Raw genomic sequence first — 14977 nt, 5'->3', positions numbered from 1 at the left:
GCTATGATTAGCCGCTGATTTTACCTACACCCTTATTGCCACTGTCGAGGTGTCCCATTTTTACCCGAGTAGCTAATTTTTGCCGGAAAGTCCTGAAGCGAGATGAAGAGGAAGCCCCAGCAGAGGTTGAACCAGAGCGTCTTATGACCATCATCCCTCGTGAAAGCCACACCATCTCACGTAAAGACATCAGCGAAAATGCCCTCAAAGTGCTCTATCGCCTGAACAAAGCCGGTTATGAAGCCTATCTGGTAGGCGGTGGCGTGCGCGATTTGCTACTGGGGCAAAAGCCCAAAGATTTCGACGTCACGACCAATGCCACGCCTGAGCAGATGCGCAAGCTGTTCCGCAACTGTCGCCTGGTCGGTCGCCGTTTCCGTCTGGCTCACGTGATGTTTGGCCCGGAGGTGATCGAAGTCGCCACCTTCCGTGGTCACCATCAGGCAGACGAGCCCGATGAGGATCGCAACAGTTCGCAGCGCGCCCAGAGCGGCATGCTGCTGCGCGACAACATCTTTGGCTCTATCGAAGATGACGCCCAGCGCCGCGATCTGACGATCAACAGCCTCTACTACAGCGTGGCCGATTTCACCGTCCGTGACTATGTGGGCGGCATCAGCGATCTGGAAGCGGGCATTATCCGTCTGATTGGCGATCCGGAAACCCGCTATCGGGAAGATCCGGTCCGGATGCTGCGCGTCGCGCGCTTCGCCGCCAAACTCAATATGCGCATCGCGCCGGAAACGGCCGAGCCGATTCCGCGTCTGGCTTCGCTGCTGCGGGATATCCCACCAGCACGCCTGTTTGAAGAGTCTCTGAAACTGCTGCAGGCGGGTTACGGCTACAGCACCTATCTCAAACTCTGTGAATATCAGCTGTTCCAGCCGCTGTTCCCGACGCTGGCACGTAACTTTACGGAAAACAGCGACAGCCACATGGAGCGGATGGTGGCGCAGGTGCTGAAAAATACCGATAACCGCATTCACAATGAGATGCGCGTTAATCCGGCGTTTCTGTTTGCCGCGATGTTCTGGTATCCGCAGCTCGAAGCGGCAGAACGCATTGCGCAGGAGAGCGGCCTGACCTACTTCGAAGCCTTTGCGATGGCGATGAACGACACGCTGGATGAAGCGTGCCGCGCACTGGCGATTCCAAAACGGATTACCTCGCTGATCCGCGATATCTGGCTGCTGCAGCTGCGCATGTCGCGTCGTCACGGTAAACGCGCCTGGAAGCTGATGGAGCATCCGAAGTTCCGCGCCGCGTACGATCTGCTGGCGCTGCGTGCAGAGGTGGAGAACAACCCGGAACTGCTGCGTCTGAGCCAGTGGTGGGGCGAGTTTCAGGTGGCGGCTCCGCCACAGCAGAAAAACATGCTGAATAACCTGGGCGATGATCCGGTGCCGCGCAACCGCTCACGCCGTCCGCGCCGCCGCTCTTCTGCACCCCGTCGCGATAAACACAACGTCTCATGACACGGGTTTACCTCGCGTTAGGCAGTAATCTGGCCGATCCGCTGCATCAGGTTGATGCAGCACTGACCGCACTTGATGCGCTGCCGCAGACGCAGCGCATTGCGACGTCGCCCTTCTATCGCACGCCGCCCTATGGCCCACCCGATCAGCCCGATTTTCTCAACGCCGCCGTGGCGCTGGAGACCGGTCTCAGCGCAGAGGCTCTGCTGGATCATACCCAGCGCATCGAACATGAGCATGGCCGGGTGCGAAAAGCGGAACGCTGGGGACCGCGCACGCTGGATATCGATCTGATGCTGTTTGGCGATGCCCGAATCAACACGGCGCGTCTGACTGTACCGCATTACGATCTGCTGAATCGCGCCTTTATGCTGGTGCCACTGCTGGCGATTGCACCGGATCTCTGTCTGCCGGATGGCCGCCCTCTTCGCTCCTTCCTGACCTCTCTTGACGCCCGCAGCATCGTGCTGTGGCATGGCTGAAGCGACAAACGCACATCTGTGATTCCGCTCGTTCACGCTATCCAGTAAACTGCGCGCATCAGAATTCCTGAGTTGAGAGCGCCATGAAACCCACCACGATTTCACATCTGCGTCAGGCCAAGGCCAGCGGCAAAAAGTTTGCCACGCTGACCGCGTACGATTTCAGTTTTGCTCGTCTGTTTGCCGAGGAAGGCATTCAGGTTCTGCTGGTTGGTGACTCGTTAGGAATGACGGTGCAGGGGCATGACTCCACGCTGCCGGTTACGGTCAGTGACATTGCTTATCACACCGCGGCAGTCCGCCGTGGTGCACCGCAGGCCCTTCTGCTCGCCGACCTGCCGTTCATGAGTTACGCCACGCCAGCGCAGACTTTCGACAGCGCCGCGCAGCTGATGCGCGCCGGCGCCAACATGGTGAAGCTGGAAGGCGGCAGCTGGCTGGCTGAAACCGTGCAGATGCTGACGGAGCGGGCAGTGCCGGTATGCGGCCATCTCGGCCTGACACCGCAGTCTGTGAATATCTTCGGCGGCTATAAAGTGCAGGGCCGTGACGACGCGGGCGCTGAGCAGCTGCTGGCGGATGCGCTGGCGCTGGAGGCCGCAGGCGCGCAGCTGATGGTACTGGAGTGCGTTCCGGTTTCTGTGGCGCAGCGTATTACCGACGCGCTCTCCATTCCGGTGATTGGCATCGGGGCGGGTAACGTCACCGACGGACAGATTCTGGTGATGCATGACGCGCTGGGCGTGACGGGGGGGCATATCCCTAAATTTGCCAAAAATTTCCTGGCGGAGACTGGCGACGTTCGCGCAGCCATCCGCCGCTATATTGCCGATGTCGAAGCCGGAACCTATCCGGCGGCAGAGCACAGTTTTCAGTAATCCGGGAGAATCATCGTGTTGATCATTGAAACGTTGCTGATGCTGCGCCAGGAAGTTCGTCGCTGGCGTCAGCAGGGTAAACGCATTGCGCTGGTGCCCACCATGGGCAATCTGCATGAAGGGCATCTGACGCTGGTGGATGAAGCCCGGGCGCGTGGCGACGTCGTCATTGTCTCGATCTTTGTGAATCCGATGCAATTTGATCGGGCCGACGATCTGGCGCGTTACCCGCGCACGCTGCAGGAGGATTGCGAAAAGCTGAACCGTCATCAGGTTGATGTGGTCTTTGCCCCCTCCCCGGCCGAAGTCTATCCCCGGGGCGCGCAGAATCAGACTTTCGTTGAGGTTCCGGTGCTCTCTTCCCTGCTGGAAGGCGCCACTCGCCCTGGCCATTTCCGCGGCGTTGCCACCATCGTCAGCAAACTGTTTAATCTGGTCCAGCCCGATATTGCCTGTTTCGGCGAAAAGGATTTTCAGCAGCTGGCCATCATTCGTAAGATGGTGGCCGATATGGGTTTTGACATTGAAATTGTTGGCGTGCCAACCGTGCGGGCAGAAGATGGTCTGGCGCTGAGTTCGCGCAACGGTTACCTGACCGCTGAGGAGCGCAAGCTGGCACCGGTGCTGAGCCAGGTGATGAAACAGATGGCGACGCGGCTGGAGAACGGCGAGCGTCACGTCGAAGAGATCGTTGAGGCAGCCAGTGAGGCCCTGCAGGCACAGGGACTGCGTCCGGATGGTCTGGCGATCTGCGACGCGGAAACACTACAACCGCTGACGGTAGACAGCCAGCGTGCGGTAGTGCTGATGGCCGCGTGGCTGGGGAACGCGCGCCTGATCGATAATCAAACTGTTGACCTGACGCAGTAATTACGCCCGCGGCAGGTTATTTTCTTTCTCTGACAAGGTTTCTGGCTATGATTCGCACAGTTCTGCAAGGCAAATTGCACCGCGTCAAGGTGACACAGGCGGACCTCAACTATGAAGGCTCCTGCGCTATCGATCAGGATTTTCTGGATGCCTCCGGCATTCTGCAATATGAAGCGATCGATATTTATAACGTCACCAACGGTCAGCGTTTTTCTACCTACGCTATCGCGGCTGAACGCGGCTCTAAAATTATTTCGGTCAACGGTGCTGCCGCCCGCTGCGCCTGTGAAGGCGATATTTTAATTATCTGCTCTTACGTGCAGGTTGAGGATGCCGAAGCGCGTCAGTGGCAGCCCAAAGTCGCCTATTTTGAAGGCGATAATCAGATGAAGCGTCTGGCAAAAGCCCTGCCGGTGCAGATTGCCTGATAAAAAAAAGGCCGGCCCGTTAAACGGCCGGCCTTTTTCATGACCTCATGTATTACGCTGTTTTGCTGGTCATCGGCTTCGATGATTTCTTCATCGTAAAGAGGAAATTGAACCAGCCGCGTTTTCTCATCAGACACAATGTCCACGGCAACGCCAGCGCGACCAGAAATGCCGAAATAAACTTCACATCATTTACCCAGGCTGACGGGCTTTCAAATTTCACAATCTTACTGAAGAACTGAATCGCCAGATAATGCGACAGGTAAAAAACAATCGAGTTCACGCCAATGTAGTAGACCAGTTCTGACTTCAGCTTCAGTGCAATCCAGACAAACAGCGGCACCGACAGCAGCGCCAGCGGTGACAATAACGCCTGAGCGTGACGATCCAGCACAAAGATATTCAGGCAGGAGAGCACGATAAAACTGACCAGAGAAATAAGCAGCGTCGGGCCATGCTGAACTTTTTCCGCAATATCAACCTGCTTTCTGACCACGTAATCCCCGAGATAGAAGAAAACAAACAGATAGAGTGACTTGTTGATATGGGTATTATCGAAGCTGGCAAACACGCCATCAGGATCGATCGCCGGCAGAGCCCAGCTCAGCGTCATACAGATGGCAAACACCAGCAGAAACGGCAGGTGACGCGCAAAAATAATCACAATAAAGAAGATAAATAGCGAATGCAGGAACCAGGTCATATCGCCGCCACCGGTCAGGTGGGAGAGAATAATATTCATCGGTGATTGTGGTGTATTCGCCATCGAGCTGAACAGAATTTTTAATCCGCCATAAACCGCAACCCAGACCACAAACGGATAGAGAATACTGCGCACTTTGTTATTAAAAAAAGGACCCAGACCTTTTCTTAATCCCGCATCGACAAATAATCCCGATACAAAGAACATCAGCCCGAGTCTGACCGGCGCCAGCATCTCATTTAACAGCGTGCTGAAGGCGGTAAAATGTCCTGCATTGTTATGTACGGCGATAGTACTGTGCAAAAAAATGATTGCGAGAATGCTCAATCCCCGCAGATTATCGATCCACGTTATACGATTCATCTTACCCTGCCTTTGATTAAAAACTGGCCCTGACTCGCGAGCCATTTTTATTATTGAAAACACCCCGGTTCCACCCTTTTTCCCTGAGCGGAGGAATAAGCTTATTCGCGTCGTATTCTGATAACTCAGATAAAAATAAACAACCGCCTGGCGTTAGGGCTAATCTTAAAAAAAATTTACCATTTTAGAATCATTAAGATAGGGATATGCCCTGTTGTAATATCAGATAAAACTTAGGGTTATTTTCTTGTCATCCGGCAGCAAAGCGAGACAGAGAGCAGCAGCAGGGGAAAAAAGTGACAGATGAACCTGAAGCGAAGGCGATTTTTAAGGCCAGCGACAACCGCACTGATTGCTGTTTTAACAGACAAAAAAAAGCCACGCGCTTATCGCTGCGTGGCCCTGTCATTATTCTTTGTTGTCAGGTGCGTAATCCACGACCGCGCTGAATCAGCGCATAGACCAGCCCGTAAAAGACCACAATGAAAGCCACCAGTACCGAGAGGGTAAAGACCAGCGGCACGTCATTAATGCCGAGAAAACCGTACCGGAATCCGCTAATCATATAAACAATCGGGTTGAGCTTAGAAATTGCCTGCCAGATTGGTGGCAGCAGGCTCAGCGAGTAAAATACCCCGCCCAGATAGGTCAGCGGTGTCAGCACAAAAGTCGGGATCAGGCTGATATCGTCAAAGGTTCGCGCAAAGACGGCGTTCAGCAGACCCGCCAGTGAAAAGAGAATCGCCGTCAGCAGCAGGGTCACTGCCACCATCACCCAGGAGTGGACATGGAACGGTACGAAAAACAGCGAGATTGCCGTGACCAGTATGCCTACACAGACCCCGCGCGCGACGCCGCCACCGACATAGCCCGCAATGATAATGTGAGTAGGAACCGGCGCGACCAGTAATTCTTCGATATTGCGCTGGAATTTGGCGCTGAAGAACGAAGAAGCCACGTTGGCATAGGCGTTGGTAATAACCGCCATCATAATCAATCCCGGCACGATGAACTGCATATAGCTGAAGCCGTGCATCTCACCGATGCGCGAGCCGATCAGGTTGCCAAAGATAATGAAATAGAGCGTCATGGTAATCACCGGCGGCACCAGCGTCTGAATCCAGATGCGGGCGAAACGGTTAACCTCTTTGGCCCAGATGCTTTTCAGCGCCACCCAGTAGAGATGTGTCATGCTTTAACTCCTGTTTTTCCCTGCGTCGTCAGACCCACAAACAGCTCTTCCAGACGGTTGGCTTTGTTACGCATACTCAGTACCTGCACGCCCTGCGCACTGAGCTGGCTGAAGACGCTGTTAAGCCCCTGCTCACGCAGCACTTCGACTTCCAGCGTTGAGGTATCGGTCAGACGATACTGGAACCCCTCCAGCGTCGGCAGTGGACTGCGCGGCGCCAGGTCGAGAATAAAGGTTTCTGATTTGAGCTTGGAAAGCAGCGCTTTCATGGAGGTGTTCTCCACCAGCTCGCCGCTCTGAATGATGCCGATGTTGCGGCACAGCATCTCCGCCTCTTCCAGATAGTGGGTGGTCAGAATGATCGTCGTGCCTTTGGCATTAAGATCTTTCAGGAAGACCCACATCGAACGGCGCAGTTCAATATCGACCCCGGCGGTCGGCTCATCCAGAATCAGCACCTTCGGTTCATGCATCAGCGCACGGGCGATCATCAGACGGCGTTTCATCCCGCCCGAGAGCATCCGCGCACGTTCACCGCGCTTGCCCCACAGGTCGAGCTGTTTAAGGTATTTTTCCGCCCGCTGGTTGGCCTCGCGACGCTCAACGCCGTAGTAGCCTGCCTGATTCACGACGATCTGCATCACCGTTTCAAACGGATTGAAGTTAAACTCCTGCGGGACCAGACCCAGCTGGCGTTTAGCATTGACCACATCTTTTTCCAGATCGTAGCCAAACACCCGCACGCTGCCGCCGGATTTGTTCACCAGTGAACTGATAATCCCGATAGTGGTCGATTTACCAGCGCCATTTGGCCCCAGCAGCGCATAAAAATCACCGGCTTCAACATTAAGATCGATGCCCTTCAGCGCCTGCACGCCGCCAGCATAGGTCTTGGTCAGCCCGGAAAGTTCCAGTGCATAAGTCATTCTGCATCCATACCCTGTTTTGATGGCATTACAATGCCGTTTAAATTTATCAGGCCCTGGCCTATAGTACGCGCGCGCACTCTGCGCAGTAACCGGTCGCTCAATGCCATGACAGATATCAATACCCTGATCAGTAACAACCGTGAATGGTCGAAATTACTGATTGAAGAAGATCCCGGCTTTTTTGAGCGGCTCGCTCAGACACAAAAACCGCGCTACCTGTGGATTGGCTGCTCTGACAGCCGCGTTCCCGCCGAACGTCTGACCGGACTGGAGCCGGGCGAACTTTTTGTTCACCGCAACGTGGCCAATCTGGTGATCCACACTGACCTGAACTGTCTCTCAGTGGTGCAATACGCCATTGAGGTGCTGGAAGTGGAACACGTTATTGTGTGCGGCCACTACGGCTGCGGTGGTGTGCAGGCCGCAATGGATAACCCGGAGCTGGGATTAATCGACAACTGGCTGCTGCACATCCGCGACCTCTGGTACAAGCATAGCGTGTTGCTGGGGGAACTCCCGCCGGATAAGCGCCTGGACAAACTGTGCGAAATCAACGTTATTGAACAGGTTTACAACCTGGGGCACTCAACCGTGCTGCAGTCGGCCTGGAAACGCGGACAGAATGTCTCCCTGCACGGCTGGGTTTACGGTATTCAGGACGGCTGTCTGCGTAACCTTGATGTCACCGCCAGCAGCCGGGAGATCCTTGAACAACGCTACCGTCATGGCATAGCTAACCTGCAGATGAACAGCAACGTCTGAGTTAATCGCGGCATAAAAGCGCGATATAGCCTACACCAGGCAACGGCTGCAGGCCTTGGAAGAATGTGCGGTTAAGGCAGTATCAGGATTCCAGCGGGACCACTTTGCCGATGTAAGGCAGATGGCGATAGTGCTGCGCATAGTCGATACCAAAGCCCACCACGAATTCATCGGGAATGGCAAAGCCCACATACTCGACACTGACCTCAACTTCACGGCGCTCTGGCTTATCCAGCAGAGTACAGATCGCCAGGGATTTGGGCTGACGCAGCTGCAGGATTTCACGCACTTTGCTCAGGGTGTTGCCGGAGTCAATGATATCTTCGACGATCAGCACATCTTTGCCACGAATGTCTTCATCCAGATCTTTCAGGATCTTCACATCGCGCGAGCTGGACATGCCGCTGCCGTAACTGGAAGCCGTCATGAAGTCGACCTCATGCGGCACGTCGATAGCGCGGCAGAGATCCGCCATGAACATAAACGAGCCGCGCAGCAGCCCCACCAGTACCATGTCGCTGCCGCTGTCGCGGTAGTGGTCGTTAATCTCTTTGCCCAGTTCAGCGATGCGCGCGGCGATTGCCTGTTCAGGGATCATCACTTCAACAGTGTGTTTCATTGCGTTCAGCCCGGTTACGTCAGAAAGCCCCGCAGTCTACCACAGACGCCGCCGCGTCGGTGCGGCAGCGCCAGAAGCAAACGATTACGTCGAAAAAATTCTCGTCCGTTTCGCGCGTCTGGCTGGAATGCGCATGACCTTAGAACATTCCGGCATTTACCCGCATGATTTGCTGCGTGGTAGCCTTCTTCCAACCGATCGTTACCCTACTCGTCCCGCTGGCCGGAGATCACAATGACTTCATATTCAGGCAAAAAAACGCATATCGGCGACAGACCGCTGCATCCGGAAACCCAGATGCTGAACTATGGCTATGATCCACGTCTCTCTGAGGGCGCGGTGAAGCCGCCAGTCTTTCTGACCTCCACTTTTGTTTTCGACAGTGCCGAAGAGGGGCGGGATTTTTTTGATTACGTTTCTGGTCGCCGTGAACCGCCGGAAGGCAAATCGGGCGGGCTGGTCTACTCCCGCTTTAACCATCCCAATAGCGAGATTGTTGAAGATCGTCTGGCGATTTATGAGCAGGCCGAAAGCTGTTCACTCTTCTCATCCGGCATGGCCGCGATCTCAACCACCCTGCTGGCGTTTACCCGTCCGGGTGAGGTGATCCTGCACTCGCAGCCGCTCTATGGCGGCACCGAAACCCTGATGAGCAAAACGCTGCACAATCTGGATATCAAAGCCGTTGGTTTCAGCGACGGCTTTGATGAGAAGAACATCCGCGAGGCGGCGCAGCAGGCCATGAGCCGGGGTCGGGTGGCGGTGATCCTGATTGAAACCCCGGCGAACCCGACAAACAGCCTGGTCAATATCCGCCTGATCGCGCGGATTGCCGATGAGATTGAGCAGCAGCAGGGTTCACGCCCCGTTATCGCCTGCGACAACACTCTGCTCGGCCCGCTGTTCCAGCAGCCGCTGGCGCTGGGCGCGGATCTGTCGCTCTACTCGCTGACGAAATATGTGGGCGGCCACTCTGACCTGATTGCCGGTGCGGCGATGGGCAGCCGGACGCTGATGGCAAAAGTGCGTGCGCTGCGCAGCGCCATCGGCACCCAGCTCGATCCTCACTCCAGCTGGATGCTCAGCCGCTCGCTGGAAACCCTGTCGCTGCGCATGGAGAAAGCCTTTCACAATGCGGAGGCGGTCGCGGCGTTTCTGCGCGATCACCCGAAAGTGGCGAAGCTGCACTGGCTGCCCTATCTGGATGCGGAAAGCGCCGAAGGAAAAACGTATCGCGAGCAGTGCAGCGGCGCCGGTTCAACCTTCTCGTTTGATATCATCGGTGGTCAGCCCGCTGCGTTCCGTTTTCTTAATGCCCTGACGCTGTTTAAACAGGCGGTCAGCCTGGGCGGTACGGAGTCCCTGGCCAGCCACCCCGGCAGCACCACCCACTCCGGTGTGCCGCAGGCGGTGCGTCAGCGCATTGGCATCACGGATGCCACGGTGCGGCTGTCAATTGGCATCGAGAACGCCGGTGACCTGATTGAGGATGTGAAGCTGGCGCTGGAACAGGCGTAATCAGCCCACGGTAAAGCCCAGCATCATGCCGGTGTCTTCATGCTCCAGCAGATGGCAGTGGGCCATGTAAGCGTGCCCGGCGGCGGCGACATAGTCGAAGCGAACCAGTACTTCGCTGCGCCCGCCGTCGACATTGACCATATCTTTCCAGCCCTGCCGGTGCGCGGCGGGCGGCTTGCCGTTCTCGGAGAGGATGCGGAACTGCGTTCCGTGAATGTGGAACGGATGCAGCATCGCGTCGCCCTCCCCTGAAATCGTCCACTTCTCATACTGACCCAGCTTTACGGCGAATGACGGTTTCGTCATATCAAAGGCTTTGCCGTTGATCTTATTGCCGTTGTGGAAATCGTACCCGGCGGGCTGTGCCATGCCAGGCATGTCATGCATGCTGTGATCGCCATGGTCCATCGACGGCATCGGCTCCGCTGCGGCTTTCGCCTGCTTCTGCGGCATCGCATGATGCCCGTGCCCGCCCTTGCCCATCGCTTTCTCACCGTAGCGCTGCATCAGCGCCTGCATGCCCTGCTGGTCCAGCTGCGGGTCCATCATCAGCTGCAGCCAGCGCGTGTTCAGCCCGTCGGTGGCCGGCAGCGCAGGCAGCGTCGCCAGCCGATCCGGCAGCGTGGCGCTCGCCATCACCCGCAGCGGCAGGATCTGCACCAGCGGCAGCGGCTGATCAAACGGCGGCAGCGTCATGCCCATCTGCTCGGTGGGCAGCGTCACCAGGTCAAAGGCCTGACCGTCCGAGGTATCGATCATCACCTCAAAGCGTTCGCCCGGCAGGATCGGCAACGCGTCGAGCTTTACCGGCTCGGCCAGCAGGCCGCCATCGCTGGCGATCGCATAGAGAGGACGGCGATCGCTGGCGGCGATCTGCAGTGACCGGGCATTGCAGCCGTTGAGCAGGCGCAGCCTCAGCCAGCCGCGCGGCACCGCATGTTGCGGATACTGCACGCCGTTGGTCAGCATCATGTCGCCAAACCAGCCTACCGCGGCGCGCATGACGTCGAGCTGATAGTCGATTCGGCTGCCATCCCGGGTGAGCTGCTTGTCCTGAAAAATCAGCGGCACATCATCCACGCCCCACTGCGCGGGCAGCCGCAGCGTGCCACTCTCTTTATCCTCCAGCAGGATCATGCCGGCCAGCCCCTGGGCCACCTGATGCCCGGTTTTGCCATGCAGATGCGGATGATACCAGCAGGTCGCGGCGGGCTGATCGGGGGTAAACGAAACCTGACGTGAGCCGCCCGGCGCAATCATCGCCTGCGGTCCGCCATCTACCGCGCCCGGAATTTCCAGCCCGTGCCAGTGCAGCGTCGTCGCTTCACGCAGCCGGTTATGGATGTTCACCGTCACCGGTTTGCCACTCTGCAGCTTCAGCACCGGCCCCAGCAGGCTGCCGTTGTAGCCCCAGGTCGGCACCGCTTTGCCATTCCATTGGGTCGAGCCCTGCATCGCCGTCAGGCTGTAGCTGCCGCGGGCATCGGGTTCCAGCAGCGAGGGGATCGGTAACAGCGGGCGGCTGGCCGCCATCAGCGAACGGCTCCAGAGTGGTAAAGCGCCGGCTGCACTCAGGGCGGCGGTGAGTTTCAGGAAATGGCGACGTTGCATGGGAGTCATCCTTGTGGCATCGGAACAGACAGCCTAAACCCTGACCTTATGGGAAGGTCAAGTCCCCCTGTGAGAATCTGACGAAAAAAAGGCGGCACCGCGGCCCGGCGCGGCAAATTAATCGAAAACCTCACAGCAACTGTGCTAACGTCATGAGTAATATCCCTTGAAGAGAATGACTATGAAGCAAAGCATCAAGGTCCTGCTGTTGACGGGACTTCTTGGCTTCTCCTCCACCAGCTTTGCCCTTAGCGAATCCGAAGCGGAAGATCTGGCCGATCTGACGGCGGTTTTCGTCTATCTTAAGAATGATTGCGGTTATCAGGATCTCCCGGATGCGCAGATTCGCAAGGCGCTGGTCTTTTTTGCTCAGCAGAACCGCTGGGATTTAAGCAACTACAGCAACTACAACATGAAGGCACTGGGCGAAGAGAGCTATCGCGATCTCAGCGGCATCGCCATTACCAACGACAAAAAGTGCAAGTCGCTGGCCCGGGATTCACTGAGCCTGCTGGCCTACGTCAGGTAACCGGCCCGCCCTCTGCAGCCGGACATTGACCGTGCAACCACGGTCACTGTTAGCTATCATGTGCCGCCCATCTTCATGGCGATGTCATCAGAGGAGAGCACGATGGCCCATAATGAGACGTGGTATGAAACTCTTCATGCCGGTTTTGGCCAGTACTTCACGGTAGATAAAGCGCTGTACCGTGAAAAGACTGCGCATCAGGATTTAATCATTTTCGAAAATGCGGCGATGGGCCGGGTTATGGCGCTGGATGGCGTCGTACAGACCACCGAACGCGACGAATTTATCTACCATGAAATGATGACCCATGTTCCGCTGCTGGCTCATGGGGCGGCGAAACACGTTCTGATCATTGGCGGCGGTGATGGCGCCATGCTACGGGAAGTCTCGCGGCATCCTGAAGTCGAAAAGATTACCATGGTAGAGATTGATGCAGGTGTCGTAACGTTCTGCCGCCAGTATCTGCCGAATCACAGCGCCGGCGCCTATGACGATCCGCGCTTTACGCTGGTGATTGATGACGGAGTGAACTTCGTTAATCAGACGCAGGAGACGTTCGATGTGATCATCTCTGACTGCACCGACCCGATTGGGCCGGGGGAAAGTCTGTTTACGTCGGAATTTTATGCAGGGTGCAAAGCGGCCCTTAATGAAAATGGCATCTTTGTAGCGCAGAATGGCGTCTGCTTCCTGCAGCAGGATGAGGCCGTGAACAGTCATCGTAAGCTGGGCCATTACTTTGCGGATGTCAGCTTCTATCAGGCGGCGATCCCGACCTATTACGGCGGCATCATGACCTTTGCCTGGGCCAGTGATAATCCGGCGCTGCGCCAGCCTGATCTCGCCACGCTTCAGTCGCGCTTTGCGCGCGCAGACCTGCGCTGCCGTTACTACACGCCAGCGATCCATACCGGCAGCTTTGCCCTGCCACAATATCTGTTAGATGCGTTATCTGCCGCGAGCTGATAGTGCATCTCTAAGGAGGTGAACGAAATTGCAAAAGCTAAAACTACATGGCTTCAATAACCTGACAAAAAGCCTGAGTTTTTGTATTTACGATATCTGCTATGCGAATACTGAAGCTGAACGCGATGGTTACATTGCCTATATCGATGAGCAATATAATGCTAACCGTCTGACGGAAATCCTGACGGAAACCTGCTCTATCATCGGCGCTAACGTCCTGAATATCGCCCGCCAGGATTATGAGCCGCAGGGGGCCAGCGTCACGATTCTGGTCAGCGAAGAGCCTATCGATCCCAGAGATATCGATAACTCTGAGCATCCTGGCCCACTGCCCAACTCGGTCGTGGCCCATCTCGATAAAAGTCATATCTGCGTACATACCTACCCGGAAAGCCATCCGGAAGGCGGACTCTGCACCTTCCGCGCGGACATCGAAGTTTCGACCTGTGGTGTGATCTCACCGCTTAAGGCGCTGAACTACCTGATCCATCAGCTGGAGTCCGATATCGTCACCGTCGATTACCGGGTGCGCGGTTTCACCCGCGACGTGAAGGGGATGAAGCACTTTATCGATCATGAGATCAACTCGATTCAGAACTTCATGTCAGAGGATATGAAAGGGATGTATGACATGGTTGATGTGAACGTTTATCAGGAAAACATCTTCCATACCAAGATGTTGCTGAAAGAGTTCGACCTGAAACACTATCTGTTTAACACCCGCCCGGAAGATCTTACACCTCAGGAGCACAAGCGCATTACCGACCTGCTGTGGAAAGAGATGCGTGAGATCTATTACGGCAGAAACATTCCCTCCGTGGGACTGAAGACCCTGTAATAGCAGGCGCGCAGTATTACCCTCCGTAACCTGCGCGCACTGTTTATCCGGCGCTCAGCGTCAGTGTAATCCCGCGTTCGCGCAGCGTGCGGCAGACAGCCTCATCCAGCCGGGGGTCGGTCACGACATCGGTCAGATCGTCCACCGGCGACGCGCAGAACAGCGACCAGGAGCCATATTTGCTGCTGTCCGCCAGCAATACCCGCCGGGCCGCATTAGCCAGCAAATCGTGTTTCAGCCCCGCTTTTTCCTCGGTGGGCGTGGTAATGCCGCGCTCCAGGCTCCAGGAGTTACAGCTGACAAAGGCGATATCAGGATTGATACTGCGCAGCAACCGGCGGCCATGCTCACCCACACAGGACTGACTGGAGTCGTCGATTCGGCCGCCGATAATCGTGACTTCGATCTGCTTAAACTCTGACAAAAATAGCGCAATGTGCAGGTCAGCGGTGATCACCCGCAACGGCAGATGCGTAAGCTGTCGCGCCAGTTCCAGCATGGTGGTCCCTGCATCCAGCACGACGGCATCTCCCGCCCGGACAAAACTGGCGGCAGACGTTGCGATTGCCTGTTTTTCCGCCAGATTACGCTGCAGCTTCTCCAGCGTGGTGGGCTGGGCAGGAATAAAACGGTTCAGCGTGACGCCGCCATGACTGCGGCTGATCACGCCCTCTTTATCCAGCTTAATCAGATCGCGCCGGATTGTGGCGGGTGAGGCGGAGATGGCATTGACCAGTTGCTCAACAGTCACCAGATTATGGCTTTTCAGGTAATCCATAATCTGGTCAAGACGGCTCTGTCCGTTCATAGTTCC

General features: G+C 56.2%; 16 protein-coding genes. 10 read left to right on the top strand and 6 right to left on the bottom strand.

All coding sequences use genetic code 11. From position 1 onward, the window contains the following. The first annotated feature begins 56 nt into the window (after window positions 1-56). From pcnB to panD, 5 genes are all read left to right on the top strand, one after another. On the top strand, window positions 57-1475 hold the full coding sequence (gene pcnB / locus RT657_RS06250; RefSeq protein WP_313653217.1) for a polynucleotide adenylyltransferase PcnB: 1419 nt from the start codon (window positions 57-59) through the stop codon (window positions 1473-1475). Then, the gene (folK, locus tag RT657_RS06245; protein WP_313653133.1) at window positions 1472-1957 is read left to right on the top strand and encodes a 2-amino-4-hydroxy-6-hydroxymethyldihydropteridine diphosphokinase; all 486 of its coding nucleotides are present in this window, start codon (window positions 1472-1474) and stop codon (window positions 1955-1957) included. Before pcnB ends, folK begins: the two co-directional genes overlap by 4 nt. An 83-nt stretch (window positions 1958-2040) precedes the next feature. Beyond that, window positions 2041-2835, top strand: a complete 795-nt coding sequence (gene panB, locus RT657_RS06240; protein WP_313653132.1) for a 3-methyl-2-oxobutanoate hydroxymethyltransferase — start codon at window positions 2041-2043, stop codon at window positions 2833-2835. A gap of 15 nt (window positions 2836-2850) precedes the next feature. Beyond that, window positions 2851-3705, top strand: coding sequence for a pantoate--beta-alanine ligase (gene panC / locus RT657_RS06235; protein WP_313653130.1), 855 nt, complete (start codon window positions 2851-2853; stop codon window positions 3703-3705). A 47-nt stretch (window positions 3706-3752) separates the two neighbouring features. Next, window positions 3753-4133, top strand: a complete 381-nt coding sequence (gene panD, locus RT657_RS06230; protein WP_090964354.1) for an aspartate 1-decarboxylase — start codon at window positions 3753-3755, stop codon at window positions 4131-4133. A gap of 52 nt (window positions 4134-4185) precedes the next feature. Here the strand turns inward: panD and RT657_RS06225 are convergent, their stop codons facing one another. From RT657_RS06225 to RT657_RS06215, 3 genes are all read right to left on the bottom strand, one after another. Beyond that, window positions 4186-5199 carry an acyltransferase family protein gene (locus tag RT657_RS06225; RefSeq protein ID WP_313653129.1) on the bottom strand — a complete coding sequence of 338 codons (1014 nt, stop codon included), beginning with the start codon at window positions 5197-5199 and terminating at the stop codon, window positions 4186-4188. A gap of 421 nt (window positions 5200-5620) precedes the next feature. Further along, window positions 5621-6391 (bottom strand): ABC transporter permease, encoded by a 771-nt coding sequence (locus RT657_RS06220; RefSeq protein ID WP_313653127.1) that lies wholly within the window; start codon window positions 6389-6391, stop codon window positions 5621-5623. Then, the gene (locus RT657_RS06215; protein ID WP_111140290.1) at window positions 6388-7317 is read right to left on the bottom strand and encodes an ABC transporter ATP-binding protein; all 930 of its coding nucleotides are present in this window, start codon (window positions 7315-7317) and stop codon (window positions 6388-6390) included. Before RT657_RS06215 ends, RT657_RS06220 begins: the two co-directional genes overlap by 4 nt. A gap of 108 nt (window positions 7318-7425) precedes the next feature. Between RT657_RS06215 and can the strand changes: the two genes are divergently transcribed. Further along, on the top strand, window positions 7426-8082 hold the full coding sequence (gene can / locus RT657_RS06210; RefSeq protein ID WP_313653126.1) for a carbonate dehydratase: 657 nt from the start codon (window positions 7426-7428) through the stop codon (window positions 8080-8082). An 82-nt stretch (window positions 8083-8164) separates the two neighbouring features. On the opposite strand, the gene hpt is transcribed toward can, so the two are convergent. After that, window positions 8165-8701, bottom strand: a complete 537-nt coding sequence (hpt, locus tag RT657_RS06205; protein ID WP_313653125.1) for a hypoxanthine phosphoribosyltransferase — start codon at window positions 8699-8701, stop codon at window positions 8165-8167. 234 nt (window positions 8702-8935) lie between these two features. Between hpt and RT657_RS06200 the strand changes: the two genes are divergently transcribed. Beyond that, window positions 8936-10219 carry a cystathionine gamma-synthase family protein gene (locus RT657_RS06200; protein WP_313653124.1) on the top strand — a complete coding sequence of 428 codons (1284 nt, stop codon included), beginning with the start codon at window positions 8936-8938 and terminating at the stop codon, window positions 10217-10219. Here the strand turns inward: RT657_RS06200 and cueO are convergent, their stop codons facing one another. Further along, window positions 10220-11830, bottom strand: coding sequence for a multicopper oxidase CueO (cueO, locus tag RT657_RS06195; protein WP_313653123.1), 1611 nt, complete (start codon window positions 11828-11830; stop codon window positions 10220-10222). Window positions 11831-12011: 181 nt separating this feature from the next. Between cueO and RT657_RS06190 the strand changes: the two genes are divergently transcribed. From RT657_RS06190 to speD, 3 genes are all read left to right on the top strand, one after another. Further along, window positions 12012-12359, top strand: coding sequence for a YacC family pilotin-like protein (locus RT657_RS06190; protein ID WP_111140856.1), 348 nt, complete (start codon window positions 12012-12014; stop codon window positions 12357-12359). A 102-nt stretch (window positions 12360-12461) separates the two neighbouring features. Beyond that, window positions 12462-13325 (top strand): polyamine aminopropyltransferase, encoded by an 864-nt coding sequence (speE, locus tag RT657_RS06185; RefSeq protein WP_313653121.1) that lies wholly within the window; start codon window positions 12462-12464, stop codon window positions 13323-13325. A 28-nt stretch (window positions 13326-13353) separates the two neighbouring features. Beyond that, complete coding sequence (speD, locus tag RT657_RS06180) at window positions 13354-14163, top strand: adenosylmethionine decarboxylase (RefSeq protein ID WP_313653120.1); 810 nt, start codon at window positions 13354-13356, stop codon at window positions 14161-14163. A gap of 43 nt (window positions 14164-14206) precedes the next feature. Here speD and RT657_RS06175 read toward each other — a convergent pair whose 3' ends face one another. Beyond that, on the bottom strand, window positions 14207-14971 hold the full coding sequence (locus tag RT657_RS06175; RefSeq protein ID WP_313653119.1) for a DeoR/GlpR family DNA-binding transcription regulator: 765 nt from the start codon (window positions 14969-14971) through the stop codon (window positions 14207-14209). Window positions 14972-14977: the final 6 nt, after the last annotated feature.

It is taken from the genome of Pantoea sp., assembly GCF_032114055.1.
Classification (GTDB): Bacteria; Pseudomonadota; Gammaproteobacteria; order Enterobacterales; family Enterobacteriaceae; genus Pantoea.
Note: the sequence above shows the minus strand (reverse complement) of the source record. Positions and strands in the feature narration are given on the sequence as shown.